This window comes from Kitasatospora sp. NPDC022856 (assembly GCF_055561235.1).
This window is the reverse complement of sequence record NZ_JBVHHE010000033.1, coordinates 19,116-44,273: the sequence shown is the minus strand read 5'-3', so window position 1 is coordinate 44,273 and position 25,158 is coordinate 19,116. Positions and strand designations below refer to the sequence as shown.

Below are 25,158 nucleotides of genomic sequence, written 5' to 3'. Positions count from 1 at the left end.
TGGGGCCACGGAGTAGGGTGCGGCCAGAGTCGTCTCAGTGAGGTGCTGTCTCGATGCTCGATCGAGGTGTGATGCTCCCCAGCTCGTTCCAGGCCGTCCGCGCCCTGGCGACCACGCGCGTCCTGGAGGCCTCCGACCTCGCGGACACCCTGGCGGTGCTCCGGCGCGATCCGGTCGCCAACGCCTTCGTCGCGACCAGGGTGGAGGCCGTCGGGCTGGACCCCTGGCGCCTCGGCGGCGAGATGTGGGGCTGGTACGACGAGCGCGGTGAGCTGGACGCGCTCTGCTACGCCGGCGCGAACCTGGTCCTCGTGGACGCCGGCCCGCAGGCCGTGCAGGCCTTCGCCGAACGGGCCCGCCGCCAGGGCCGCCGCTGCTCCTCGATCGTCGGCCCGGCCGAGGCCACCGCCGCCCTCTGGGCCCTGCTGGAACGCAGCTGGGGACCGGCCCGCGAGGTCCGCGCCCACCAGCCGCTGCTCGCCACGGCCGTGCCGTCCGCCGAGATCGCGCCCGACCCGCTGGTACGGCGGGTGCGGCGGAGCGAGATCGAGACGCTGATGCCGGCCTGCGTGGCGATGTTCACCGAGGAGGTCGGGGTCTCCCCGCTGGCCGGTGACGGCGGGTTGCTCTACCAGGCCCGGGTCGCCGAACTGATCTCCACCGGGCGTTCGTTCGCGCGCTTCACGGAGGACGGCCAGGTCGTCTTCAAGGCCGAGGTGGGGGCCGTCACCGAGGGCGCCTGCCAGATCCAGGGCGTCTGGGTCGACCCGGCCCACCGCGGCCGCGGCCTCTCCGAGACCGGCATGGCCGCCGTCCTGGACATCGCCCTGCGCGAGGTCGCCCCGGTGGTCTCGCTCTACGTGAACGACTACAACCTGCGGGCCCGCGCCGCCTACCGCCGGGTCGGCTTCCGCGAGGTCGGGGCGTTCATGAGCGTGCTGTTCTGAGCTCCTTGCCGCCTCCGCCCGCGTGGGGGGCCGGACGGGTAGTAACGTCCGGGGCATGGATCAGCTGACCGGGGTGACGATCGAGGCCATCGACCTTGCGGCATGGGCTCCGCAGGCGCTCGACGTCCAGGCGGTGGCGTTCGGGCTGACCCCCGAGGAGGTCCTGGTCCGGCTGCACATCGTCGGGCGGCACGCCCAGCAGCCCGGGGTGATCGCGCTGGGCGCGCTCAGCGGCGGCCGGCTGGTCGGCTTCGGCTACGGCATGCCGAACCGCCGGGAGCACTGGTGGAGCACCGTGATCCAGCCCTATCTGGAGGCCGGCGGCCACGGCGCGTGGCTGGACGAGGTCTTCGCGATCACCGAACTGCACGTGCTGCCCGAGTTCCAGGGGCAGGGCATCGGCTCCACCCTGATCAGGACCCTCTGCGCGCGCTCCGGGCTGTCGCGCACCATCCTCTCCGCGATCGACGCCGAGACGCCCGCCCGCCGGCTCTACCGTTCGCTCGGCTACCGGGACCTCGCGCGGGCGGTGCACTTCCCCAACACCGAGCGCCTGTACGCGGTGATGGGCGCGGAGCTGCCGCTGCGGGGGACCGGACCGGCTCAGAGCGCGCCGGCGAACTCCAGGTAGAGCTCGGCGTCCTCCCGGCGGCCCGCGGCCAGGGCGCGCAGGCCGAGGTCGGCCGCCCGGAACAGCGTCCAGCCGCGCAGCCGGTCCCGGTCCACGTCCAGGGCGTCCGCGAGCTGGTGCAGCCGGCGGCGGACGGCGGCGGGGACGCCAGGGGAGCCGACCAGGGTGTCCGCCCGGTCCAGGGCCAGCCGGGCCAGGTCGTAGGCGCGTTCGCCGACCAGCGGCCGGGGGTCGATCGCCAGCCAGGGCGCGCGGTCGGCGGCGAGCACGTTGCCGTGGTGGAAGTCGCCGTGCAGCAGCACCTCCTCGTCGGCCGAGGCGCAGAGCCCCTCGGCAACCGCCAGCGCCTCGGTGACCAGCGGGGCGGCCTCGGCGGCGCCCGGCAGCGCGCCGCGCCGGCGCAGTCCGGCGGCGGTCGTGGCCGTCCGGTCGGCGAGGGTGGCGAAGCCGTGGTCGCCGGGCGGCTCCACCCAGAGCCGGTGGAGCAGGCTGGTGGCCTCCAGCATCGCCTTCGGCTCGGCCAGCGAGCGCAGCGGGATGTCGCCGTGCAGCCGCTCCAGCAGCAGCGACCCCTCGGCGGGGTCGGCGGCCAGCAGCAGGACGGCGCCGCGGCCGGCCCACTGGGCGAGGGCGGCGTGCTCCCGGTCGGTCTCCGGGGTGACCAGCCCGGTCTTGAGGACGGCGGGGCTCAGGTCGTCGCGGTGCACGTAGGCGATCAGGCTCAGACTGCCGCCCGGGTCGGCCACCCGCTCCAGGGTGAGGTCCCAGCGTGCCAGCCCGGCGCCGACCCGGGCCGGCAGGCCCGTGAGCCAGCGCCGGCCCTCCTCGTCCGCGCCGACGCTGCGCGCCAGCCATGCGGGGACGGTGATCTGCCCTGGTGCTCCCGACATGCCGGCCTTCCGGTTGTGCTTCCCCCGTGGTGCTACCCGTCCATTGTCGGCCATGGCGGTGAAACCGCAGGTCAGCGATCCGGGGTGGCAGCGGTGGCGGCGCGCCCGCAGGTCAGGGCGGTGCCGGGGGTCAGGCGGCCGGGCCGGCGGGGTCGGGGCCGGCGGTGGCGGGGCCCGTCGTGGCGGGCGTCCCGGCGGGGTCGGGCAGGCCGGGGAACGCGGTCGGGGCGGCGCCCCAGCGGCGGGCGCGCAGCGCGCACTCGCGGAGCGCGTCCGCGGCACTGCCGCGCTGCGGGGCGGCGACGGCGGCGACCAGGTCGGCGTAGACCGCGGTGAGCCGGTTTTCGAGGTGCGCGGCCAGCCGGCCGGCGCCGGCCGCGTCGGTGACGGCGAAGGGCAGCTGGTAGCCGGCCGCCGCCGCGCCCGGGGTGGCCCCGGCGCCGCCGAGCAGCCGTTGCCAGGCGTCCCGTCGGGCCTGATGGGCGGCCAGGGCGGTCCGCGCGTCGGTGCGCTGCTGGTCCTCCGGGAGCCGGGCGCCGACCACGCCGTAGCCGTAGATCGCGGCGTGCTCGGCGGCCAGCGCGCCCTGGAGGGCGGTGAGCGCCTCCGGGGCGGTGCCCGCCGTGCCGCCGGAGGCGGCGGGGGAGGCGTCCGGGGAGGCCGGGGCGGTGCCGGACGGCGTGGCGGGCCCGCCGGGCGGGTCGGTGGGCCCGGGCAGCGGGGCGGCGGCCGGAGCGGTGTCGCCCAGGGCGACGGCGTGCAGCACCCCGGCCGCGGAGACCGAGGCGAGCAGCCGGGCCAGCCCCGGCGAGGCGGCGCCGAGGTCGGCGAGCCGGGTCTGCGCGGTCTGCCGCTCCAGCGCGGCGAGCGCGGCGAGGGTGGCCACCGGCGGGGCCGGGGCGGTGGCGGACGACGACCCGGGGGATCCCGAGGGGGACCCGGACCCGCCGGCGGACGGCGACAGGGACGTGGACTGCGACAGGGACGGGGAGGCGGAGGGGCCCGGGAGCCCGGCGGCCAGGGCGGCCCGGTGCTGGAGCACCTCGGCCCGCAGCGGCTGGAGCTGCCCGGCCTGCCCGGCCCCGGCCCCGGCCAGCAGGGCGTCGTACCCGGCCAGCAGCGCGTCGGTGGCGTCGACGGCGCGCAGCCGGACCGGCTCGTCCGGGTCGGGCCGCCGGTGCTCGCCCCCGCCCGTGCCGCCCTCGTCGGGGGAGCCGGTGCAGGCGGCGAGGGCGCCGCCGGTGGCGAGGAACAGTCCGAGGGCCAGCAGGGTCCGTCGGCTGGGCGGCTGCATCGCGGTCACTCCGGGGCGTGTGCGGGAGGACGGCCTGCGTGCCCTCGTTGGCGTGAATGATTACAGAATCCTCACGGGTCCGGCCCCGGATTCCCAGGCCCTGGACCACGCCCCACCGGTGTGACCTTGCTCGCAGTGGGTGGCGCCCGGGCGCCCGCACGTGGTCCGGAATCGGTGGTTGGCGACTTCACCGGATAGGATTTGGGCCGAGCTGCCGCGACCCGGCCTGCGCCCGAGCGGCGCCGGACGGCGCGGTGCGCCCTCTGACAACAGCAGACGCGGCCGAGGAGTCCACCCGGATGAGCACCACCCACATCGACCGGCTGCGTGCGTTGCTGGAGCCGTTGGCCGCCCAGGCGGGCCTGGACCTGGAGGACATCAAGGTCACCCAGGCCGGCAGCCGCCGCCAGGTGCAGATCGACGTGGACGCCGACGGCGGCGTGGATCTGGACGCCATCGCGGAGTTCAGCCGGGTGGTCGGCGAGGCCCTGGACACCTCCGACGTGATGGGCACCGGCGCGTACGTGCTGGAGGTCGGCTCGCCGGGCGCGGAGCGCCCGCTGGTCGAGCCCCGCCACTGGCGCCGGGCCGAGGGCCGGCTGGCCGCGATCCACCTGGTCGACGGCGGGGAGATCGTCGCCCGGGTGCTGGAGGCGGACGAGGACGGCGCGCTGGTCGAGGTGCAGCCGGTGAAGGGCCGCGGCCGGCCCAAGGAGCGTCGCCTGGAGTACACCGAGGTGTCCCGGGCGCGCGTCCAGGTGGAGTTCAACCGCAAGGACGACGAGCTCCTCGACCAGGCCCAGGACTTCGTGGACGACGACTCGGCGGACGACGGCGCCGAGGAGGGGGACGACGGTGCGCAGTGACGACCTGCCCACCGACCGCACCATGACGAACGTGACGAAAGACGAGGAGGCGTAGCCGTGGACATCGACATGAGTGCCCTGCGCACGCTGGTCAACGAGAAGAACATCCCCTTCGACCTGCTGGTCGAGTCCATCGAGTCGGCCCTCCTCACCGCGTACCACCGCACCGAGGGCTCGCGCCGCCGCGCGCGGGTCGAGCTGGACCGCAAGTCCGGCCACGTGACGGTCTGGGCGACCGAGGACCCGGCCGAGCTGGACGAGGGCGTCGAGCCGAAGGAGTTCGACGACACCCCGAGCGGCTTCGGCCGGATCGCGTCCAGCATCGGCATCCAGGTGATGATGCAGCGCCTGCGCGACGCCGCCGACGACCAGACCTTCGGCGAGTACGCGGGCAAGGAGGGCGACATCGTCACCGGTGTCGTCCAGCAGGGCAACGACCCGAAGAACGTGCTGGTGGACATCGGCAAGCTGGAGGCCATCCTGCCGCCGCAGGAGCAGGTCCCGGGCGAGGACTACCGGCACGGCACCCGTCTCAAGTGCTACGTGGTGGCCGTGCGCCGCGGCGTGCGCGGCGCGTCGGTGACGCTCTCGCGCACCCACCCCAGCCTGGTGAAGAAGCTCTTCGCCCTGGAGGTGCCGGAGATCGCCGACGGCAGCGTCGAGATCGCCGCGATCGCCCGTGAGGCCGGTCACCGCACCAAGATCGCGGTGTGGTCGCGCCGGTCCGGGCTGAACGCCAAGGGCGCCTGCATCGGCCCGATGGGCAGCCGGGTGCGCGCGGTGATGGGCGAGCTGCACGGCGAGAAGATCGACATCGTCGACTGGTCCGAGGACCCGCGCGAGATGGTCGCCGCGGCACTGTCCCCCGCACGGGTGACGAGCGTCGAGATCGTGGACCTCCAGCAGCGCTCCGCACGGGTGATCGTGCCGGACTACCAGCTGTCGCTGGCGATCGGCAAGGAGGGCCAGAACGCCCGCCTGGCCGCCCGCCTGACCGGCTGGCGGATCGACATCCGCCCGGACACCGAGGGGCAGTCCGACGACGGCGGCCGGGAGTCCTCGGCCGAGTAGTCGCGCCCCGGGCACCACCGTTCCACCGCCCCCCGCCGTTCCACTCCGGATCGGCGGGGCGGCGCCATGTCCCTTCGGAGGGGTAGACTTGCCTTCGTCTGGCCGGACGCACGTCCGAGCACGCCCGGAACGCACCTGCGTGGGCTGCCGCAAGCGCGCGGCCAAGCACCAGCTGTTGCGTGTCACGGCGGTCGAGGGCGTTTGCGTCCCCGATCCGCGTGGCGCGCTGCCGGGCCGGGGCGCACACCTGCACCCCGATCCGGCCTGCCTCGACCTCGCGGTCCGCCGTCGGGCGTTCCCCCGGGCCTTCCGGCTCCAGGGCACGCTCGACACCGAGCGGCTCCGCGAGTACATCGGGGAGCGGGCAGGCGACACCCCGGCGCCCTGAGCTTCCTCAGGCCTCTGGCGGGCACCTCCCCGTTACGGCCGCCGCTCCACGCGGCGGAGAACCACCGCACCAAGCACAGTGCGCGGGCAGCCGCACGCCGTGCCACCAGTCAGGTACCTCGCGATGTGGAAGTAGGTCGAGATTGCGATGAGCACTCGATGAGTACGCGATGAGTACGCGATGGGTACGCCCATGAAGTAGCGACAGTCCGGCGGACGAGACACCCCGGACTCATAGATCAGGAGTGAAGTGGCTAAGGTCCGGGTTTACGAACTCGCCAAGGAACTTGGTTTGGAGAGCAAGGCCGTGATGGCCAAGCTGACCGAGCTGGGTGAGTTCGTCCGTTCGGCGTCCTCGACCATCGAGGCGCCGGTCGTACGCAAGTTGACTGACGCGCTGGGAGTCGCCCCCACCGGTGGCGCTGCCAAGCCTGGCCCGCGGAAGCCCGCGGCGCCCCAGCCCGCCGGCGGTTCCGCCGCCGGTGCGGCCGCACCCAGGCCGGGTGCCCCGACCCCGGGTCCGCGCCCTGCCGCGACCCCGGGACCCCGTCCCACCCCCGCTGCCGCGGCGCCCGCCGCCCCGGCCGCACCCGCCCCGGCCGCTCCGCGCCCGGCCGGCGCCCCGACCCCGGGCCCGCGCCCGGCGGCTCGCCCCGCCGCCGCGCCCGCGGCCCCGGCTGCTCCGGCGGCCGAGTTCTCCTCCCCGGCCCCGGCCGAGGAGACCCAGGCCCAGCGCCCGGCCGCGCAGGCCCAGCGCCCGGCCGGCCCCGCCGCCGGCAGTGGTGCCCGTCCGGGCCCGCGTCCGGCCGGCCCGCGCCCGGGCAACAACCCGTTCACCTCGGGCAGCGCGACCGGAATGGCCCGCCCCGGCGACCGCCGTCCGGCCGCGCCCGGTGCCCGTCCGGCCGCCGGTGCCCCTGGTGCCGGTGACCGTCCGCGTCCCGGTGGCGACCGTCCGCGTCCCGCCGGTGCTCCCGGTGCCGGTGACCGTCCGCGTCCCGGTGGCGACCGTCCGCGTCCCGCCGGTGCCCCTGGTGCCGGTGACCGTCCGCGTCCCGGTGGCGACCGTCCGCGTCCCGCCGGTGCCCCCGGCGCCGGTGGCGCGCCGCGCCCCGGTGGCGCCCCGCGTCCCGACGGCATGCCCCGCCCGGCCGGTCCGCGTCCCGGTGGCCCGAGCCCGTCCGGCATGCCGCGTCCGAACCCCGGCATGATGCCGCAGCGTCCGGCTCCGGGCCCGCGTCCGGGCCCCGGCGGCCGTGGCCCCGGTGGCCCCGGCGGCCGTCCCGGTGGTCCGGGTGGCGCCGGTGGCGCCCGTCCGGGCTTCGCCGGTCGTCCGGCCGGTCCGGGCTCGCGCCCGGCCGGTGGCTTCGGCGGCCCCCGTCCCGGTGGCGGTGCCCCCGGTGGTGGCGGCGGCTTCGGTCCGCGTCCCGGTGGCTTCGGCGGCCGTCCCGGCGGCCCGGGTGCCCGTGGTGGCACGCAGGGTGCCTTCGGCCGTGGCCCCGGTGGCCGTCCGGCCCGTGGTCGCAAGTCGAAGCGGGCGAAGCGCCAGGAGTACGAGGCCATGCAGGCCCCGTCCGTCGGCGGTGTGATGCTGCCCCGCGGCAACGGCCAGACCGTTCGCCTGTCCAGCGGCGCCTCGCTGATGGACTTCGCGGAGAAGATCAACGCCAACCCGGCCGCGCTCGTCTCCGTGATGTTCAACCTCGGTGAGATGGTCACCGCGACCCAGTCGGTCTCCGACGCGACCCTCGAGCTGCTGGCCGGCGAGATGGGTTTCATCCTGGAGATCGTCAGCCGCGACGACGAGGACCGCGAGCTGCTGGAGTCGTTCGACATCGACTTCGGTGCCAACGAGGGCGACGAGGACCAGCTGGCCCCGCGCCCGCCGGTCGTCACCGTCATGGGTCACGTCGACCACGGTAAGACCCGACTGCTGGACGCCATCCGCAAGTCGAACGTGGTGGCCGGCGAGGCGGGTGGCATCACCCAGCACATCGGTGCCTACCAGGTGGCCACGATCGTGAACGGCGAAGAGCGCCCGATCACCTTCCTGGACACCCCGGGTCACGAGGCGTTCTCCGCCATGCGTGCCCGTGGTGCCAAGTCCACCGACATCGCGATCCTGGTGGTCGCGGCCAACGACGGTGTCATGCCGCAGACGGTCGAGGCGTTGAACCACGCCAAGGCCGCGGGTGTGCCGATCGTGGTCGCGGTCAACAAGATCGACGTCGAGGGCGCCGACCCGACCAAGGTCCGCGGTCAGCTGACCGAGTTCGGTCTGGTGGCCGAGGAGTACGGCGGCGACACCATGTTCGTCGACATCTCCGCGCGCCAGGGCCTCAACATCGACCAGCTGCTGGAGGCCGTGGTCCTGACCGCGGACGCCTCGCTGGACCTGCGGGCCAACCCCGAGCAGGACGCGCAGGGTATCGCCATCGAGGCCCACCTCGACAAGGGCCGCGGCGCCATGGCGACCGTGCTCGTGCAGCGCGGTACCCTCCGCGTCGGCGACTCGATCGTGGTCGGCGACGCCTACGGCCGCGTCCGCGCGATGCTGGACGAGAACGGCAACAGCCTCGCCGAGGCCGGCCCGTCCCGCCCGGTGCTGCTCCTCGGTCTGACCTCGGTGCCCCGCGCCGGCGACAGCTTCATCGTCGTCGACGAGGACCGCACCGCGCGCCAGATCGCCGAGAAGCGCTCGGCCCGCGACCGCAACGCCGCGTTCGCGCAGCGCCGGGTCCGGGTGTCCCTGGAGGACCTCGACAAGGCCATCGCCGCGGGCGAGATCGAGCAGCTCAACCTCATCATCAAGGGTGACGTCTCCGGTTCGGTCGAGGCCCTCGAGGACGCCCTCGTCAAGCTGGACGTGGGCGAGGAGGTCGAGCTCCGCATCCTGCACCGCGGCGTGGGTGCGATCACCGAGTCCGACGTCAACCTGGCGATGGGTTCGGACGCCATCATCATCGGCTTCAACGTGCGCGCCGAAGGCCGTGCGCGCGCCGCGGCCGACAAGGAAGGCGTGGACGTCCGGTACTACTCGGTCATCTACCAGGCGATCGAGGAGATCGAGAACGCCCTCAAGGGCATGCTCAAGCCCGAGTACGAGGAGGTGCGCCTCGGCTCCGCGGAGATCCGCGAGGTGTTCCGTTCCTCCAAGTTCGGCAACATCGCGGGTGTCATCGTCCGCGAGGGCCTGCTGCGCCGCAACGCCAAGGCCCGCCTCATCCGCGACGGCAAGGTCGTGGCGGAGAGCCTCACCATCGAGGGTCTGCGTCGCTTCAAGGACGACGCGACCGAGGTCCGCGAGGGCTTCGAGGCCGGTGTGACCCTGGGGTCGTTCAACGACATCAAGGTCGAGGACATCGTCGAGACCTACGAGATGCGCGAGAAGCCGCGCGCGTAAGCGGGTGGTGTCCGGGGCCGGTCGACGGGTGGTATTTCCGTCGACCGGCCCCGGTCTCGCTGTGTAGGGTCCTGGGGTAGTCAGCGATGACGAGAAGCGGCCCGGTCCAGGGCTGCCCCCGAGGCCTCCAGGTCGGCGAGACCTGTCATACATGTTCGTGGGAACACTCACCTTCGACCTGCTGCTGGGCGACGTACATTCGCTCAAGGAGAAGCGTTCGATCGTGCGGCCCATCGTGGCCGAACTGCAGCGCAAGTACAGCGTGTGCGCTGCCGAGACCGGGAACCAGGATCTGCACCGCAGGGCCGAGATCGGCCTGGCGGTGGTGTCCGGCGAAGCCGGGTACGTCACCGAGATCCTGGACAGCTGTGAGCGGTTGGTCGCCGGCCGCCCCGAGGTAGAGCTGCTCTCCGCCAGGAGGCGCTACCACAACGACGACGACGAATGAGGTCTGCGGAACGGACCGGCGCGAGTCGCCGTTCTCACACAGATCAGGACCGAGAGCGCCCACAAGGCTGGGCGCGGGCCGGTACTTTGGGGCGTGGGCCCCGACGGGCAGGCAGTACGCCCGAGTTACCCGGCCCATTGCACGAGGAGGCAACGTGACCGACACCGCTAGGGCGCGCAAGCTCGCAGACCGCATCCAGGTGGTCGTGGCCGAGACCCTGCAACGCCGGATCAAGGACCCGCGACTGGGCTATGTGACCATCACCGACACCCGGGTCACCGGCGATCTGCGCGAGGCCACCGTCTTCTACACCGTCTTCGGTGACGAAGCCGAGCGCGAGGCCTCGGCCGCCGCGCTGGAGAGCGCCAAGGGAGTGATCCGCTCCGAGGTCGGCAAGATCGGGGTGCGTTTCACCCCGACGCTGACCTTCGTCGCGGACGCGCTGCCGGAGAACGCCCGGAACATCGACGACCTGCTCGACCGGGCCAGGGCCATCGACGCCGCGGTGCGCACCACCGCGGCGGGCGCGAAGTACGCCGGTGACGCGGACCCCTACAAGGTCCCGGCGTCCGAGCGTGACGACGAGGACGAGTAGTCATGGCAGGTGAGCCGGCGTCGACCGGTTCGACGGCCGGAGCAGTCGCGGGGGCGTCCTCCACCACCACGGTGGAGGGTGCCCTCGCGGTGCTTCCGGGGCCGCGCGCCGAGGCGCCCGGCTTCGAGCTGGTCTGGCAGCAGGTGGTCGCGGAGATCGGGCGCGCCCGGTCCATCGACCTCATCTGCCACATCTGCCCGGACGGCGACGCGCTCGGCTCGGCCCTGGCGGCCGCGCTGGCCCTGCGCGGGCTGGGCCACGAGGTCCGGGTCTCCTTCGGGGACGACCCGCAGATCGTGCCCGAGTCGCTGGCCTTCCTGCCCGGCCAGGAGCTGATCGTGCCGGCCTCCGAGGTGCCCGCCGTCCCGGAGCTGGTGCTCTGCTTCGACGTGGCCGCCGAGAGCCGGCTGGGCCTGCTGCACGAGAAGGCCTTCGCCGCGCCGGTGCTGGTGGTCATCGACCACCACGCCTCCAACCCCGGCTTCGGCACCCACCAGCTGATCGACCCGAGCGCGCCGGCCACCGCCGTCCTGGTGGACGAGCTGCTGCGCCGGCTCGGCGTCGAGTTGGACCAGTCCCTGGCCACCTGCCTCTACACCGGTGTCGCCACCGACACCGGCTCGTTCAAGTACCGGGCCACCACGCCCGCCACCCACGAACTCGCCGGGCGGCTGCTGGCCACCGGCATCCGGCACGACCTGATCTCCCGGCAGCTGTGGGACACCTCGTCCTTCGGCTACCTCAAGGTGCTCGCGGCCGCGCTCGACCGGGCCGTCTACGAGCCGGACGCGGCCGGCGGCCTGGGCCTGGTGTGGACCTGGGTGCCCTACCAGGACCTGGCGCTGTTCAGCGTCACCGTCGAGGAGATCGAGGGCCTGATCGACATCCTGCGCCGCCCGGCCGAGGCCGAGGTCGCGCTGGTGCTCAAGCAGGACCCGGACGGCACGCTGCGGGGCTCCTCGCGCTCCAAGGGCGCGGTGGACGTCGCGGCGGCCTGCGCCGGGCTCGGCGGCGGCGGGCACACCTTCGCGGCCGGATTCTCCACCCGCGAGCCCGTGGCCGACGCGGTGGAGCGGTTCCGGGGCGCGCTGCGGCCCGTCAGCTGACCACTTCCAGAGAAGCCTCCAGAGAAAAGAACAGATGAAGCGCAAGGGAACCGGCCCGGACGGCCTGGTCATCGTCGACAAGCCGGAGGGCATCACCTCGCACGGGGTGGTCGCCAAACTGCGGTGGCTGGCCGGGACGCGGAAGGTCGGCCACGCCGGCACGCTGGACCCGATGGCCACCGGCGTGCTGGTCATCGGCATCGAGCGGGCCACCCGGCTGCTCGGTCACCTGATGCTGACCGCCAAGACCTACGAGGCGACCGTCCGGCTCGGCCAGACCACCGTCACCGACGACCGGGAGGGCGAGGTCACGGCGTCCGTGCCGGCCGACGGCGTGCGCCGGGAGGACATCGACGCCGGCATCGCCGCCCTCACCGGCGAGATCATGCAGGTGCCGTCCAAGGTCAGCGCGATCAAGATCGACGGCAAGCGCTCCTACGCGCGGGTGCGCGAGGGTGAGGACTTCGAGCTCGCGGCCCGGCCGACCACCATCCACTCCTTCACCGTCCACGAGCAGCGGGCCGCCGTCGCCGAGGACGGCACCCCGGTGATCGACCTCGACGTGACGGTGGAGTGCGCCTCCGGCACCTACATCCGGGCGCTGGCCCGCGACCTCGGCGCCGGCCTCGGCGTCGGCGGCCACCTCACCGCGCTGCGGCGCACCCGGGTGGGCCCCTACGGCGTGGAGTCGGCCCGGACCCTGGAGCAGCTGGAGGAGGCGGTGACCGGTGACGCCGGCGCTCCGCTGGAGGTGCTGCCGATCGGCGACGCCGCCGCGGCCGCCTTCCCGCGCTGGGACCTCGACGCCGAGCAGGCCAAGGTGCTGTCGCACGGCGCCCGGCTGAAGGCGCCCGGGATGGGCGTGGCCGGTCCGATCGCGGTCTACGGGCCGGACGGGCGGTTCCTCGCGCTGGTGGAGGAGCACGGCGGTCAGGCGAAGCCGGTGGCCGTCTTCGTCGGCTGACGCCGGGAGCTCCGGGCCGCGTGCCGGTCGAGCCCCCCGCCGCCCACGTCCGGGGCGGCGGGGGGCTCTCGGCCTTCCGCGCGGGCACCTGGCGGAGCGGGGCCGGAGAGGTTCACCCGCACGGGGGAGCGCGCGAGGTGAATCCCGGTGGTGAGCGGCGCGGGTGCGGTCGGGCCTGCCCGGCACCGGGCAGGCTCCCGGGCGGCGAGCAGGTCGCCGCGACGCGTCCGCCTCCCGGGCCGCTCGGCCCTGCCGGGAGGGCTGCACGCATGCCGGGAGCACTGGACGGCGACGGGGTGGCGGACGATCCGGGGCGCTACCTGCTGCGGATCCGCGACCTCGACGGACGACTGCGCGGGCTGGGGTTCGTCGCGGACCCGCAGGGGACCGTCCTCACCGCGCACGAGAGCGTCGCGGACCTCGACCGGATCGTCCTGCACACCCCGGGCGGCCAGACCAGGGTGCTGGGCCCGGACAGCGTCCTGCCGCTGCCCGGGCACGGCCTGGCCCTGCTGCGGACCGACGGGGTCGGCGGGCTGCCGGTGCCCCCGCTGCCGATCGCGGCGCCGGGCGCGGTGGCCGCCGGGCGGGAGGTGCTGCTGCCCGCGTTCACCGGCGAGGGGGAGCGGACGGTCGCCCTGCGCTGCGGCGTGCTGGGCGTCACCGGCGCGGTCTACACCCGGCCCGACCGCTTCCACCTGCTGGGCGGGGTGCTGCTGCTGGACCTGCCGGTCGTCACGGGCACCGGGCCGGTGCCCGCCGGGGCGCCGGTGCTGGACGCCCGCAGCGGCGCCGTGATCGGCGTCGCCGCTCCGGCGCTGCGGGCACCGGAGCAGGGCGGCGCGCTGACCGCCGCCCCGGCGAACGGCAGCGGGTCGGGCGAGGGCGCGCCGGCGCTGGCCGAGGCGCTGGCGCGCAACGCCGCCGGTGTCCCCGCGTACGGATCGGCGCTGAACCTGGCGGGGGTGCTGCGGCTGGCCGCCGCCCAGGTGGCGGCCGCCGGGGCCGGTCCCGGCCGGGTGGCCGCCCTGGCCGCCGACCGGGTCGACCGCCCGGACGGCCTGGCCGGGGACGATCCGCGGGCGACGGTCACCGCGCTGGTCGGCGCCCCCGGCTCCGGCCGGACCACCGAGCTCGCGGCCCTCGCCGTCCGGCGCGGCGGCGAGGACCGGGCGCTTCCCACGCTCTGGCTGCGCGGCGCCGACCTGCGCGCCGAGGACGCCTCGCTCGCCGCGGCGGTGCGGCGGGCGCTGGCCTCGGCGGCGGCCGGCCTCGGCACCCGGCCGCCGCCCGGGCCGGACGCCGTGGCCGCCCTCTGCGCGGCCGCGCGGCGGCCGCTGCTGATCGTGCTGGACGGCCCCGAGGAGGCGCCCGTCCCGCTCGACCGGGCCTGGCTGCGGGAGGCCGGGGAGTGGCTGACGGCGGTCGGGGCCCGGCTGCTCACCGCCTGCGGGGACGAGGCCTGGGAACTGCTGGCGGGCCTCGACGACGACCGCGCGGCGGCCGGGCCCGGTACGGCGCCGGCGGGGTGTCCGCAGCACGGCGGGGACGGCCCGCCGTGGGACCGGGAGCCGTGGGACGGTGACGAGTTACCGGCGGGCGGCACCACGGCCGGGCCGGCCGGGGCCGACTGCCGCTGCGCGGGGGCGGCCGGGAGCTTCGCCGTCCACCGGCTCGGCCCGCTCCCGGCCGAGGCCGCCGACCGGGTGCGCCGCCGCTACGGGCTGCCGCCGGACTGGACGTCGGCCGCGGACGCCCGCCACCCGCTCGCCGTCCGGCTGGCCGGGGAGCTGTGGGCGCAGGGGCTGCGCGGGGAGCCGGTGGGCCGCGGCGAGCTGTTCGCGGCCCACCTGGACCTCTGCTGCCTGCGGGTGGCCCAGCGGATCGCCGCCGACGGGCGGCCCCGGCGCCCGGGCGCCCACCGGCGGGGTGCCGGGCGGCCGGTGGGTCCGTCGCCCGGCCGGGTGCGCAGGCTGGCCGCCGCGGTGGCCGGGCGGGTGCACGAGGCGGCCCGGCGGATGCTCGGCGCGGAGCAGGGCGGGCTCGGCCGGGCCGCCTTCGAGGAGCTCTTCCCACCCGGCAACTGGGCGGCCGCGGTGCTGGCGGAGGGCCTGTTCGTGCCCGCGGGCCCGGGCTTCCGGCTCGCCCACGGCGAGTTCTCCGACTGGCTCCAGGGCCTGCACCTGGACCTGGACGCGGCGCTGCGGCTGCTCCTCGGCGAGGCCGAGGACACCCCGCCGCCGGGGGAGGCCCGTACGGTGCCCCGGCACCGCGTCGCCCCGGTGGCGTCCGCGCTCGGGCGGCTGGCCGAGACCTGGGGCGCCACCGCGCTGGACCCGTGGCTGCACCGGCTCTGGCGGGCGCTGGACCTGCGCCCGCCGGGCAGCGAACCCGGCTGGTGGGCCGGCCGGTTGCTCGCCGCCGGGCTGGCCGCCAGCCCCGATCTGGACGAACACCGGGCGCTGCTCGCCCAGTTGGCCGGCCGGATCGCCGAGGTGGCACCGGCGGCCGGCGGGTTCGAGCGGCTCCCGGCGGCCGGTCTGGGCCGCTTCGGTCCGCGCTTCTGGACCGGTCTGGGCCTGCCGGTCGAGAGCGAACTGGCACTCCTGCGCCGACTGGTCACCGCCGACGGACCGGCGCGGCCGTTCCTCGCCGCCACGGCCGAGCGGCTGCGCGCCGACCCGGCCCGGGTGATGCCGCTGCTCTGCGCCTGGTTCGACGACCCGCGCGGGCTGCCCGGCCGCCCCGGCACCACCGTCGCCGACCTCGCCCACGACCTGCTGTACCACCACCGCGCGCTGGCCCTGGACGACCTGACGGAGGCGCTGGCCGACGCGGCGCACCCCCGGGCGGACGCGCTGCTCACCGTGCTCGCCGGTGAGGAGCCGTCGGCGCTCTGCCGCGCCGTGGACCGCTGGAGCCACGACCGGCGGCCCGAGCGGCACGTCGCCGCCGCCGTGCACGCGCTGCGCGCCGCGGCCTACGCGCGCGGGGCCGGACCGGAGTTGCTGCGGTTCGCCGCGCTGGCCCTGCTCGCCCGCGAGGAGGAGCCGTGCCTGCACGGCGCCGCGCTGGCGCTGCTGGTGCGCGACCCGCGGGCCCGGGCCCGGCACCTCCCGGCCGCGCTGGCGGCGTACCGGCACGGCGAGGACCGCTTCCTGACCGCCCGGGCGCTGGCCCCGGCGCTGGAGAGCGACCCCGAGCCCGTCCTGGCCGCGTTCGCGCAGCGGCTGGCGGCCCCCGGCGCGGCCGTCGCCGAGACGCTGCGGGTACTGGCCGACGCCCGGACGCCGCAGGCCACCCGGCGCGGCGCCGAACTGGCGGCCCGGCTGCTGCGGGAGCGCCCGGCGCTGGCGGGCGCGGTCGCCGTCGACTACCTGGGCCGCCGGCTGACGCGCGGCGCCGCCGGGGGACCGGCCGCCCGGCTGGAGCTGCGGGTGCTGCTCGGCAGCGCCCTGGCGGCCGGTCCGGTGGCGGTGCGGCGGCCGTTCGCCCAGGTGCTGGCGGTCCCGGTGGCCGATGCCGAGGCCGACGCCCTGCGCTGCGAACTCCTGGACACCCTGCTGGCCACCGAGGGCGACCAGGAGGTGCTCGCCGCCGTCGTGGAGCGGCTGGCCGAGCACTGCGCGGCCGAGCGCCCGGCGCGGGCCCGGACGGTGCTGGCCCGCGCCGCGGCCGGGCTCACGGACGCGGACGAGCTGCTGGCCCGCTGCGCGGGCCGTTCGGCGGCGTTCGCGCTGCTGCTGGCCCGGTGGCCCGAGGGCGAGGCCCCGGCCCGGCCCGCCGACCCCCGGTCGGCCCGGCTGCGGGAGCCGGCGGCGGCCGGGCGCGACCCGCGGGAGGCCGCCGCCGAGGCCGGGCGGGAGGCGGACCGGGCGACCCCGCCGGAGCCGGTTCCCACCCCGGTGTCCGGGACCGGACAGCCGGCGGTGCGCCCAACCCGCCTTCCGGTGCCGAAGCAGGGGCGGGCGCATGGCACGCTATAGGGGTTCGGGTTTGAGCGTTTGAGCGTACAGAAGGTACGCGCCGTAGGGAACAAGGAGCGGTCAGGGTGCAGCGCTGGCGTGGCCTGGAGGAGATCCCCGGGGACTGGGGACGCAGCGTCGTCACCATCGGGTCGTTCGACGGTGTGCACCGCGGGCACCAGCTGATCATCAACCGGGCGGTCGAGCGCGCCCGTGAGCTCGGCGTCCGCTCGGTCGTGGTCACCTTCGACCCGCACCCGAGCGAGGTGGTCCGCCCGGGCAGCCACCCGCCGCTGCTCGCCCCGCAGCCGCGCCGCGCGGAGCTGATCGAGGCGCTCGGGGTGGACGCCGTCCTGGTGCTGCCGTTCACCTCCGAGTTCTCCCAGGAGTCCCCGGAGACCTTCGTCCGGCAGGTGCTGGTGGACGCGCTGGGCGCGCGGCTGGTCATCGAGGGGCCGAACTTCCGCTTCGGGCACCGCGCGGCGGGCGACGTCGCGCTGCTGGCCGAGCTGGGCCGGGCCGCCGACTTCGACGTCGAGGTGGTCGACCTCCAGGTGCGCGGGGCGGCCGGGGACGGCGAGCCGTTCTCCTCCACCCTCATCCGGCGGCTGGTCGCGGCCGGTGACATGGCCGGCGCGGGCGAGGTGCTGGGCCGCCCGCACCGGGTCGAGGGCGTGGTGGTGCGCGGCGCCCAGCGCGGCCGCGAGCTGGGCTTCCCGACGGCCAACGTGGACACGGTGCCGCACAGCGCGATCCCGGCCGACGGCGTCTACGCGGGCTGGCTGACGGCGGACGGCGAGCTGATGCCGGCCGCGATCTCGGTCGGCACCAACCCGACCTTCGACGGTACGGCCCGCACCGTGGAGGCGTACGCCATCGACCGGGTCGGCCTGGACCTGTACGGGCTGCACGTCGCGGTCGACTTCCTCGCCTACCTGCGCGGGATGGAGAAGTTCGACTCGATCGACGCGCTGCTGGACCGGATGGCCGACGACGTGAAGCAGGCCCGCGAGCTCACCGACGGGGGCTGACCGGACCGGTCGCGGATGCCGAAGGGCCCGCCGGCCGTCCACGGATCCCCTGGATCCGTGGACGGCCCGGCGGGCCCTTTCGGTTCGCTACGGCTGCGGCTGCTGCGGGTAGCCGTACCCGGCGGGGGGCGGCGGCTGCGCGCCCGGCTGGGGCTGCGGGTAGCCGTACCCGCCGGCCGGCGGCTGGGGCTGCTGCTGCCAGTCCTGCGGGGGCTGCTGGGCCCCCGGCTGGGCCTGCGGGTACCCGTAGCCGGGCGGGGGCGGCGGGGCCTGCCCCGGCTGCGGGGCCCACGGCGCGCCGGGCGCGGGTCCGCCGGCCGGGTAGCCGCCCTGGCCCGGCTGCGGGTACGGCTGCTGCTGGGCCTGCTGCGGGTAGGGCTGCTGCGGGTCGGCGTACGGCTGCGGCTGGCCCGGGTAGGGGGCGGTGGGCTGCGGGGGCTGGTGGGCCTGCTGCTGCCAGCCGGACTGCTGGGCCGCGGCCTGCTGGGCGCGGACGATGTCCTCGCCGACCAGGGTGGCGAGTTCGAAGTACGCCTCGCGGACCTTGGGCCGCATCATGTCGAGGTTGACCTCGGCGCCCGCCGCCAGGCTCTCGTCGAACGGCACCACGATGACGCCGCGGCAGCGGGTCTGGAAGTGCGCGACGATGTCCTCGACCTTGATCATCTTGCTGGTCTCGCGGACCCCGGAGACCACCGTGATGCTGCGCTGCACCAGGTCGGCGTAGCCGTGCGCGGAGAGCCAGTCCAGCGTGGTCGACGCGGAGGAGGCGCCGTCCACGCTCGGCGTGGAGACGATGATCAGCTGGTCGGCGAGGTCCAGCACCCCGCGCATCGCGCTGTACAGCAGGCCGGTGCCGGAGTCGGTCAGGATGATCGGGTACTGGCGGCCCAGCACGTCGATGACCTGGCGGTAGTCCGAGTCGTTGAAGGTGGTCGAGACGGCCGGGTCGACGTCGTTCGCCAGGATCTCCAGGCCCGAGTGCAGGTCCTGGGAGGTGAACTGACGGATGTCCATGTAGCTGCGCAGGTGCGGGATGGCCGTCACCAGGTCGCGGATGGTCGCACCGGTCTGGCGCTTGACCCGGCGGCCGAGGGTGCCGGCGTCCGGGTTGGCGTCGATCGCGATCACCTTGTCCTGGCGCTCGCTGGCCAGGGTCGCGCCGAGCGCGGTGGTGGTCGTGGTCTTGCCGACGCCGCCCTTGAGGCTGATCACCGCGATCCGGTAGCAGCTCATCACCGGCGTCCGGATGACCTCCAGCTTGCGGCCGCGCTCGGCCGCGGCGGCCTTGCCGCCGAACTGGAAGCGCGGCTGCTGGCGCTGCTGCTTCGGCTGGTTGCGCAGCAGCCGGTCCGAGGAGAGCTCGACGGCGGCCGTGTAGCCGAGCGGTGCGCCGTGCGAGACCTGCTGCGGGGCGGCGGACTGCTGGAACGCGGCGGGTGCCTGCGGGACCCCGGACTGCTGCTGCCACGGCTGGGCGGGGCCCGGCTGCTGGGGCTGGGGCTGCTGGGGCTGGGGCTGCTGGGGCTGGGCCTGCTGCTGCGGCGGCTGCTGGTACGGGGTCGGCTGCGGCCAGCCGCCCTGGCGGGGGTCGACCGGCGGTGCCTGCGGGCCGGGTGCCTGCGGGCCGGGTGCCTGCGGGCCGGGCGCCTGCTGGGCGGCCGCCCAGGCGGCGGCCTGCTGCTCCTGGGGGTCGGCCGGCTGCTGCGGCGGTGCCGGCTGCGGCCACGGCTGGGCCTGCTGCGGCGGCTCCGGGTAGGGCTGCGGCTGGGCGTACGGCTGCGGGTCCGCGTAGGGCTGGGGCTGGGCCTGCTGCGGCGCCTGCTGCTGGGGCTCGGCGTAGGCCGGCGGCTGGGCCTGCTGCGGCGGCCCGGGGTAGGGCTGCGGCTCCGCGTACGGCTGCTGCGGCGGGGGCACGGCCGGGCCGGGCTGCTGGTGCGCGGCCACGTCGGCCGGCGGCCACGGCTGGGCCGCCGCGGCCTGCGGCTGTTCGGGGGCGGGGCCCGGCGCCGGGGCGGGCGCGGGCCCACCGGCGGTGGGCGCGGCGAACGGGACGTGCTGCGCCTCGACATGGGTGGCCGGCGCGGGGACCGGCGGAGCCGTCTCCGGGGCGGTCGCGACGGCCGGGGCCGGCTCGGCGGCCGGGACGGGCGCGGGGGCGGGCACCGGAGCCGGTGCGGCGACCGGCGCCGCCGCCGGACCGTCCGCGGCCGGGGGAACGGCCGGTGCGACGAACGATTCGGCCGCGGGCACGGGCGCGGGGACCGGTGCCACGACGGGTGCCGGTGCCGGTGCCGGTGCGGCCGGGCCGCCGCCCGCCGCCGGAGCGGCCGCCCCGTCCGGTGCTCCGCCCGCCTGGACGGGTGCCGGACCGGCGCCCGGACCAGGGCCCGGACCGGCGGCCGGAGCCGCCGCGGAGTCCGTCTGCACGTACCAGGACGGGGGAGTGTAGTCGGGCGCGTCGGACCAGTCGTCGTCGTCCTCCGCCGCGTTGTCGCCGACGTAGACGCCGTCCCGATCGCTGCTCACCTAGGGCTCCCTCGTGTTCGCCGCCGCTCGTCGCGGTGCCGTTGCCGCATCAAAGACTAGGCCGTGCACCACCCCCCGTTGAAGGCGGAGTCTCATCTCGCCCGGGGCGCGATCGGGTCCCGGCAGGTCAGTCCATGCGTCGTGCCCCGCCCAGGACCTGCTGCTCGGCCTGCCCGGCGACGGTCCGTACGTACTGGCGGCGCATCCGGGTCGTCCAGAGCGTCATGTCGTCCCCGAGGGTGGGCAGCGCGGCGATGTCCTGCGGGCCGAGCGAGAGCACCCGGCCGATCAGCTCGGCCTCCTGCGGCGAGACCCGCTGCACGCCGACCAGGTCGGCGGCGTTCAGCACCCGGGCCGCGTTCGGGCCCAGGTAGGGCAGCAGGGTCAGGGTGGTCTGCCAGGGCGCGGCGGAGAGCCGGCTGCGCGGCGGGCGGGCGCCGAGGTCGCGCACCACGAGCACCGGCGAGGTCACCGAGGCGCCCTGCGGGCCGAGCCGGCCGACCTGGTGGACGGTCACGCACGGCTGGCCGCCGCCCGCTGCCTGCGCCATCGGTCCCCACAGCTGCCCGCGCGCGGTCTCGACGGCGATCCGGGCGCCGGTGGCGGCCGCCCGCAACGCGATGACCTGGGCCGTCCAGACGCCGCCGACCAGGACCAGGTCGTAGGCGCTGGGCCGGAAGAGGCCGAGCACGGCGGGCTGCTTCTGGACGTCCTCGCCGATCAGCACGCCGTCGTCGCCGACCGGGAAGGAGAGCGCGCCGAGGTCCTCGGTGGTCAGCACGTGCTTCTCGCGGCGCGGGCCGCGCAGTCCGAAGCCGGGCAGGATCCGCGGCCGGACCCGGGGCTGCTCGGTGGAACCGGGCTGCGGGCCGGGCGTCGGGTAGGTCTGGTACGCCATCAGGAAGCACCTCCCAGGGGCAGGGTGGCGAGCATGCCGGGGGCCTGCTCCAGGTCGAGTCGGGCGAGGCCGAGGCCGGTGCTCTGCGCCCGGGCCTCCACCAGTCGTCCGACCTGGACGACCTCGCTCTCGCTGCGCCCGGTCACCCGGACGTGGCCGCTGATCGCCACCGAACCGCCGGTGCCGTGACCGGCGGTCAGGCTGAACGTGCTGGCCAGGGCGGGCGAGCCGGTGATCAGGTTGACGAGGTCCGGCGCGGCGATCCGGCCGGGGGCGCCGCCGGGGCGGCTGAGCTGCGGCCACCGGGAGATCCAGTAGGTGCTGTGCCAGCGGTCGTCGATCCGCCAGAAGCGGTTGCTCTCCTGGGTGCGGCGGCCGCTGCCGCCACCGCTGCCGGTCCCCTGGCGGCCGGCCACGGCGAGCGGGTTGGCGCAGGTGGAGATGGCCAGTGCGGCGATCAGCTCGCGCTCGTCCAGCACGGTGGCGTTGAACCCGGCGCTGTTGAGCCGCCCGGCGAGCTGGTCGGTGACCCGCTGCAGGGCCTTGCGGGCGCCCTCCTCGCCGCCGCCGCGGGCGCGGACGGCGGTGGCCGCGCGCTCCGGGTCGAGCTTGAGCGCCACCCAGGTCAGCCGCAGGCCGGGGGTGGCGGTGCCGTCGGGCAGCTCCTGGTAGGCGCGGGCGGCCAGCGACTGCTCGGGCAGGTGCGGGGCCGGCGCCGGCTGGGTGTGCTGGACGATCTGGACCGACTCCAGCGTGATGTCGTCCACCCGCAGTGCCGAGCAGATCACGTCCAGCGGCAGCGGCAGCGCGGTGCGCACCGGCCGCAGCGGCTGGTCCTTGGCCTGGACGAGCAGCACCGAGCTGAGGAAGGTGCCGTCGCCGACCATGCCGGTCTCCCGGCGCATCGGCCGGCCGCCGAAGTCGGTCTCGGTGGCGTGGGTGCAGGTGCGCAGGGCGGGTTCCAGCTCCAGCGCGGGGGCGATGGCCGGGTCGGTACCGACCGGCGGGACGTTCGTCCGGGCCTGCTTGCGACGGGCCTTCAGGGCGGCGCGCACCCGCACCGCCTCGGGGATGGTGCGTCCGCGCAGCGGGATGACCGCGAGGACGACCAGCGCCAGGGCGACGGCGCCGAAGCCGCCGGCCACCGGCTTGCTGATCGTCCAGCCGACCGCCACGAGTGCCACCGCGACCTCGACCAGCACGAGTTGCTGGAGCCTCAGCCGGCCGCCGAGCAGCCCGGGCCTGGGGTGGACGCGGACCGGTACGGGGGCCGTCGGCCCGACGGCGGCCGCGGGTTCGGCGACCTGGCCCCGTTCGGGCCGGGCCCGTCGGCCGGAGCGGCGCGATCCCCTGCCCTCGTCGGTGCTGCGGCGCCCTGGAGCGGTCTGGCTTGGCATCCCCCGAGTGACCCTCTCTGAATCAGTTGTCGCGGCCCGGTTGGCCGGTTCGCGAACCGTACCCGTACCGTACTCACCGTCTGCTGCCGCATCGTAGAGGGTTCGAAGCCGCTCTCGCCCGGCGGGTGCGGACCACGGGGTATGTCGGTCAGACAGGGGAGACGACGAGCATGGCATCACGCCGGGACGAGCTGAACGCCTACACCTTCGCGCGGAAGCGAACGGTCGGCGCGTTCCTGCTGCCCAACGGGGGCGGCAGCGACGAGGACGCGCCGCGGCCGGTGAAGGCGATCCTGCCGAGCGTCATCGTGGGCGCTCTGGTGGTCGGCGCGTTCGGGGTCTGGGGGGTGTTCAAGCCGAGCGCCCCGGTGGGCTGGGACAGCGGCAAGAACATCGTGCAGGGCAAGAAGAGCACCACCCGGTACGTGGTGCTGACCGATCCGGACGGCAAGACCAAGCGGCTGCACCAGGTGCTGAACATGTCCTCGGCGCGGCTGGTGCTGCCGGTGGACGCGAAGGTGGTGGTGGTCGCCGACGAGGTGCTCGACAAGTACCCGAGCCACGGCCCGACCATCGGCATCCCGAACGCGCCGGACCGGCTGCCGACCAAGGAGAACGCGAGCAAGCCGATGAAGTGGTCGGTCTGCGACAGCCCCGGTCCGGACGACAAGCAGGAGACGGCCAATCAGGCGCTGTTCCTCGCGGGCGGTGCCGACGCCAAGACGCTGGCTGCCAAGGACCGGGTGCTGGACACCGACCAGGCGCTGCTGGTGAAGGAGATCGACGACCAGCAGGTCGCCGCGCAGCCCGGCCCGGGCCAGCCGCCGATCGACCAGAGCAAGTTGAACCTCTACCTGATCGACTCGCAGGGCCGCAAGCACGCCATCGGGGGGACGCAGACCTCCGAGAGCGACAAGAAGCAGCTGATGGCGGCGATCTTCGGGGCGAGCGCGAAGCCGCAGCCGGTGAAGAGGGAGTGGATGGACACCCTGGTCACCGGCTCGGTGATCCAGTTCCCCAAGATCGACGGGCTGGTCCCGGACGTCAAGGGTCCGAACTCCTCGGTGGCGCTGCAGAAGCCGGAGGACCGCAAGATCGGTCGGCTGGTCCGGTACGGCGACCGGAACTTCGTGGTGGGCAAGGACCAGCTGTTCGTGGTCACCCAGCTCCAGGCCGAGCTGATCCGGCAGAATCCCGCGTGGCAGGGGCTCTACAACCAGGACGCCGACCGGACGCCGCGGATCGACGAGCTGATGCCGGCCGACTACGCCGCCTTCAACTCCAGCACCCCGCTGAAGGACGCCGACGACTGGCCGACCAGGACGGGGGCGCCGGCCAACAACTGGCAGGCGGCGAAGGACGCGAAGCCGGTGATCTGCAGCACGTTCGACGGGATGGCCGAGGACGGCAAGACGCCGCGGCGCAGTGTCTGGGCCGGCCCGGACTTCCCGGCGAAGCACAGCAGCGGCGTCGGTTCGGCCTATGTGACTCCCGGTCAGGGCCTCTTCTACCGCGCGCTGGACGGCGGTGCGGGCGGCTCCGGCAGCGACTACCTGATCACCGAGACCGGGCTGCGCTACGCCGTCCCCGCCAACACCACCGGCGGCAAGGGGGCGCAGGCCGCGCCGTCCGCCCAGCCGGGCAAGCCGGTCCCGACCGTCACCGCGACCCCGACCGTCCAGCCCGGTGACCCGGCCGCCGGGCAGCCGGGTCAGCAGCAGGACGAGGCCGGCGGCAACCAGGCCCGGCTCGGCTACCAGGGCCTGCAGCCGGTGCCGGTGCCGCTGGCCTGGTCGGCCCTGGTGCCGTCCGGTCCGGCGCTGAACGCGAAGACCGCGGCCCAGCAGCAGAACGCCTGACCGGCCCGTTCCGGCAACGGAATTGGCCCCAGTGTCATGGTCTGGTAACTAGCGGTTCCCCGGTGTTGGGCGAGTTGCGTGTGCCGACTACAGTGCTGCTGGACATCACACCGGTGATGCGGCGGACCGGCCGGGAACGGCGGTCCGGACACAATGTCTGTCTCATGGGGGACGGTAGAGCATGGGTCAGTTCAAGACGACCGCTCAGGAGATGCTGGCTTTCGCCAAGCACATGGACGAGGTCATCGGCCAGATCGAGGGCGAGATTCGCAAGCTCGACAGCCTGGTGGGTTCGATCGCCGGCGGTTGGCAGGGTCAGGCGGCCACGGCCTACAAGACCCTTCAGGGCCAGTTCAACGAGGACGCGGTCGAGCTCAACAAGTCGCTGAAGGCGATCAAGAGCGCGATCGAGATCACGACCAAGCAGTACTCGGCGACCGACGCGGACCAGCAGGCGGCGTTCGGCGCCGGCAAGATCTGATCCCCTCTCTGCCAGGTCATTCACCGGCGGCCCCTGGTGAGGGAGCGCGTCGGTTCCTCGACAAGGAGACATCGTGTCCGACCACATTCTCGTCAACTTCGAAACTGTCCGGAACGCCGGCAGCGAGGTTCGCGCCACCGCCAACCGCATCAACTCCCAGCTTGAGGAGCTGAAGGCGGGCGTGACCAAGATCGCCTCCAGCTGGGAGGGTGCCGCTCAGCAGGGCTACCAGGCCCACCAGGCGAAGTGGGACTCCCGCGCCAGCCACCTGCAGCAGGTGCTGTCCCAGATCGCCGGCTCGCTGGACAAGGCGGCCGAGAGCTACAACAGCACCGAGAACAACAACGCCAAGCTCTGGGGCTGACGGATCCCGCCCCCGGTCGTGGGGGCGATCGA

Annotated in this window: 20 protein-coding genes; 15 read left to right on the top strand and 5 right to left on the bottom strand. The window is 75.3% G+C overall.

The features are described from left to right. The first annotated feature begins 71 nt into the window (after positions 1-71). Together ACZ34W_RS30705 and ACZ34W_RS30700 are read left to right on the top strand one after the other, a co-directional pair. Positions 72-947, top strand: coding sequence for a GNAT family N-acetyltransferase (locus ACZ34W_RS30705; protein ID WP_329492101.1), 876 nt, complete (start codon positions 72-74; stop codon positions 945-947). 55 nt (positions 948-1,002) lie between these two features. Continuing rightward, complete coding sequence (locus ACZ34W_RS30700) at positions 1,003-1,578, top strand: GNAT family N-acetyltransferase (protein ID WP_329487718.1); 576 nt, start codon at positions 1,003-1,005, stop codon at positions 1,576-1,578. On the opposite strand, the gene ACZ34W_RS30695 is transcribed toward ACZ34W_RS30700, so the two are convergent. Beyond that, positions 1,551-2,468, bottom strand: coding sequence for an aminoglycoside phosphotransferase family protein (locus ACZ34W_RS30695; protein WP_465608751.1), 918 nt, complete (start codon positions 2,466-2,468; stop codon positions 1,551-1,553). The genes ACZ34W_RS30700 and ACZ34W_RS30695 overlap by 28 nt on opposite strands. 130 nt (positions 2,469-2,598) lie before the next feature. Further along, positions 2,599-3,048, bottom strand: coding sequence for a ferritin-like domain-containing protein (locus ACZ34W_RS30690; protein WP_465608785.1), 450 nt, complete (start codon positions 3,046-3,048; stop codon positions 2,599-2,601). Positions 3,049-4,061: 1,013 nt separating this feature from the next. Here ACZ34W_RS30690 and rimP point away from each other — a divergent pair. The 10 genes from rimP to ACZ34W_RS30640 all read left to right on the top strand — a co-directional run bounded on the left by rimP (position 4,062) and on the right by ACZ34W_RS30640 (position 17,598). Continuing rightward, entirely contained in the window at positions 4,062-4,628 is a 567-nt protein-coding gene (rimP, locus tag ACZ34W_RS30685) for a ribosome maturation factor RimP (RefSeq protein WP_465608749.1), read from the top strand. 57 nt (positions 4,629-4,685) lie between these two features. After that, positions 4,686-5,699 (top strand): transcription termination factor NusA, encoded by a 1,014-nt coding sequence (gene nusA, locus ACZ34W_RS30680; protein WP_329487715.1) that lies wholly within the window; start codon positions 4,686-4,688, stop codon positions 5,697-5,699. A gap of 139 nt (positions 5,700-5,838) precedes the next feature. After that, positions 5,839-6,087 carry a YlxR family protein gene (locus ACZ34W_RS30675; RefSeq protein ID WP_329487714.1) on the top strand — a complete coding sequence of 83 codons (249 nt, stop codon included), beginning with the start codon at positions 5,839-5,841 and terminating at the stop codon, positions 6,085-6,087. A gap of 249 nt (positions 6,088-6,336) precedes the next feature. Continuing rightward, complete coding sequence (gene infB, locus ACZ34W_RS30670; RefSeq protein ID WP_465608746.1) at positions 6,337-9,489, top strand: translation initiation factor IF-2; 3,153 nt, start codon at positions 6,337-6,339, stop codon at positions 9,487-9,489. A gap of 151 nt (positions 9,490-9,640) precedes the next feature. Continuing rightward, positions 9,641-9,937 carry a DUF503 domain-containing protein gene (locus ACZ34W_RS30665; RefSeq protein WP_329487712.1) on the top strand — a complete coding sequence of 99 codons (297 nt, stop codon included), beginning with the start codon at positions 9,641-9,643 and terminating at the stop codon, positions 9,935-9,937. A 154-nt stretch (positions 9,938-10,091) separates the two neighbouring features. Continuing rightward, on the top strand, positions 10,092-10,532 hold the full coding sequence (rbfA, locus tag ACZ34W_RS30660) for a 30S ribosome-binding factor RbfA (protein WP_329487711.1): 441 nt from the start codon (positions 10,092-10,094) through the stop codon (positions 10,530-10,532). 2 nt (positions 10,533-10,534) lie between these two features. Further along, positions 10,535-11,638, top strand: a complete 1,104-nt coding sequence (locus tag ACZ34W_RS30655; RefSeq protein WP_329487710.1) for a DHH family phosphoesterase — start codon at positions 10,535-10,537, stop codon at positions 11,636-11,638. A gap of 34 nt (positions 11,639-11,672) precedes the next feature. Continuing rightward, positions 11,673-12,602: a tRNA pseudouridine(55) synthase TruB gene (gene truB / locus ACZ34W_RS30650; protein WP_329487709.1), complete on the top strand. Its 930-nt coding sequence runs from the start codon at positions 11,673-11,675 to the stop codon at positions 12,600-12,602. 269 nt (positions 12,603-12,871) lie between these two features. Continuing rightward, positions 12,872-16,588 (top strand): trypsin-like peptidase domain-containing protein, encoded by a 3,717-nt coding sequence (locus tag ACZ34W_RS30645; RefSeq protein ID WP_465608743.1) that lies wholly within the window; start codon positions 12,872-12,874, stop codon positions 16,586-16,588. A gap of 65 nt (positions 16,589-16,653) precedes the next feature. Further along, the gene (locus ACZ34W_RS30640; RefSeq protein ID WP_329487707.1) at positions 16,654-17,598 is read left to right on the top strand and encodes a bifunctional riboflavin kinase/FAD synthetase; all 945 of its coding nucleotides are present in this window, start codon (positions 16,654-16,656) and stop codon (positions 17,596-17,598) included. 87 nt (positions 17,599-17,685) lie between these two features. Here the strand turns inward: ACZ34W_RS30640 and ACZ34W_RS30635 are convergent, their stop codons facing one another. From ACZ34W_RS30635 to eccE, 3 genes are all read right to left on the bottom strand, one after another. Then, positions 17,686-20,127 carry a MinD/ParA family ATP-binding protein gene (locus tag ACZ34W_RS30635; RefSeq protein WP_465608741.1) on the bottom strand — a complete coding sequence of 814 codons (2,442 nt, stop codon included), beginning with the start codon at positions 20,125-20,127 and terminating at the stop codon, positions 17,686-17,688. A 127-nt stretch (positions 20,128-20,254) separates the two neighbouring features. Then, a complete protein-coding gene (locus tag ACZ34W_RS30630; protein WP_329487705.1) occupies positions 20,255-21,025 on the bottom strand; it encodes a hypothetical protein in 771 nt (256 codons plus the stop codon). Then, complete coding sequence (eccE, locus tag ACZ34W_RS30625) at positions 21,025-22,422, bottom strand: type VII secretion protein EccE (RefSeq protein ID WP_465608739.1); 1,398 nt, start codon at positions 22,420-22,422, stop codon at positions 21,025-21,027. The genes ACZ34W_RS30630 and eccE overlap by 1 nt, the downstream gene beginning before the upstream one ends. Before the next feature lie 170 nt (positions 22,423-22,592). Between eccE and eccB the strand changes: the two genes are divergently transcribed. The 3 genes from eccB to ACZ34W_RS30610 all read left to right on the top strand — a co-directional run bounded on the left by eccB (position 22,593) and on the right by ACZ34W_RS30610 (position 25,126). Beyond that, entirely contained in the window at positions 22,593-24,281 is a 1,689-nt protein-coding gene (eccB, locus tag ACZ34W_RS30620; RefSeq protein WP_352287997.1) for a type VII secretion protein EccB, read from the top strand. 181 nt (positions 24,282-24,462) lie between these two features. Continuing rightward, on the top strand, positions 24,463-24,762 hold the full coding sequence (locus ACZ34W_RS30615) for a WXG100 family type VII secretion target (protein ID WP_329487702.1): 300 nt from the start codon (positions 24,463-24,465) through the stop codon (positions 24,760-24,762). 73 nt (positions 24,763-24,835) lie between these two features. After that, complete coding sequence (locus ACZ34W_RS30610; RefSeq protein ID WP_329487701.1) at positions 24,836-25,126, top strand: WXG100 family type VII secretion target; 291 nt, start codon at positions 24,836-24,838, stop codon at positions 25,124-25,126. The last annotated feature ends 32 nt before the right edge of the window (positions 25,127-25,158 follow it).

Coding starts and splice junctions, on each gene's coding strand:
- eccB (WP_352287997.1), top strand. CDS start 22,593: ATGGCATCACGCCGGGACGAGCTGAACGCCTACACCTTCGCGCGGAAG.
- ACZ34W_RS30665 (WP_329487712.1), top strand. CDS start 9,641: ATGTTCGTGGGAACACTCACCTTCGACCTGCTGCTGGGCGACGTACAT.
- rimP (WP_465608749.1), top strand. CDS start 4,062: ATGAGCACCACCCACATCGACCGGCTGCGTGCGTTGCTGGAGCCGTTG.
- ACZ34W_RS30645 (WP_465608743.1), top strand. CDS start 12,872: ATGCCGGGAGCACTGGACGGCGACGGGGTGGCGGACGATCCGGGGCGC.
- eccE (WP_465608739.1), bottom strand. CDS start 22,422: ATGCCAAGCCAGACCGCTCCAGGGCGCCGCAGCACCGACGAGGGCAGG.
- ACZ34W_RS30630 (WP_329487705.1), bottom strand. CDS start 21,025: ATGGCGTACCAGACCTACCCGACGCCCGGCCCGCAGCCCGGTTCCACC.
- ACZ34W_RS30615 (WP_329487702.1), top strand. CDS start 24,463: ATGGGTCAGTTCAAGACGACCGCTCAGGAGATGCTGGCTTTCGCCAAG.
- ACZ34W_RS30705 (WP_329492101.1), top strand. CDS start 72: ATGCTCCCCAGCTCGTTCCAGGCCGTCCGCGCCCTGGCGACCACGCGC.
- ACZ34W_RS30700 (WP_329487718.1), top strand. CDS start 1,003: ATGGATCAGCTGACCGGGGTGACGATCGAGGCCATCGACCTTGCGGCA.
- ACZ34W_RS30655 (WP_329487710.1), top strand. CDS start 10,535: ATGGCAGGTGAGCCGGCGTCGACCGGTTCGACGGCCGGAGCAGTCGCG.
- ACZ34W_RS30695 (WP_465608751.1), bottom strand. CDS start 2,468: ATGTCGGGAGCACCAGGGCAGATCACCGTCCCCGCATGGCTGGCGCGC.
- truB (WP_329487709.1), top strand. CDS start 11,673: ATGAAGCGCAAGGGAACCGGCCCGGACGGCCTGGTCATCGTCGACAAG.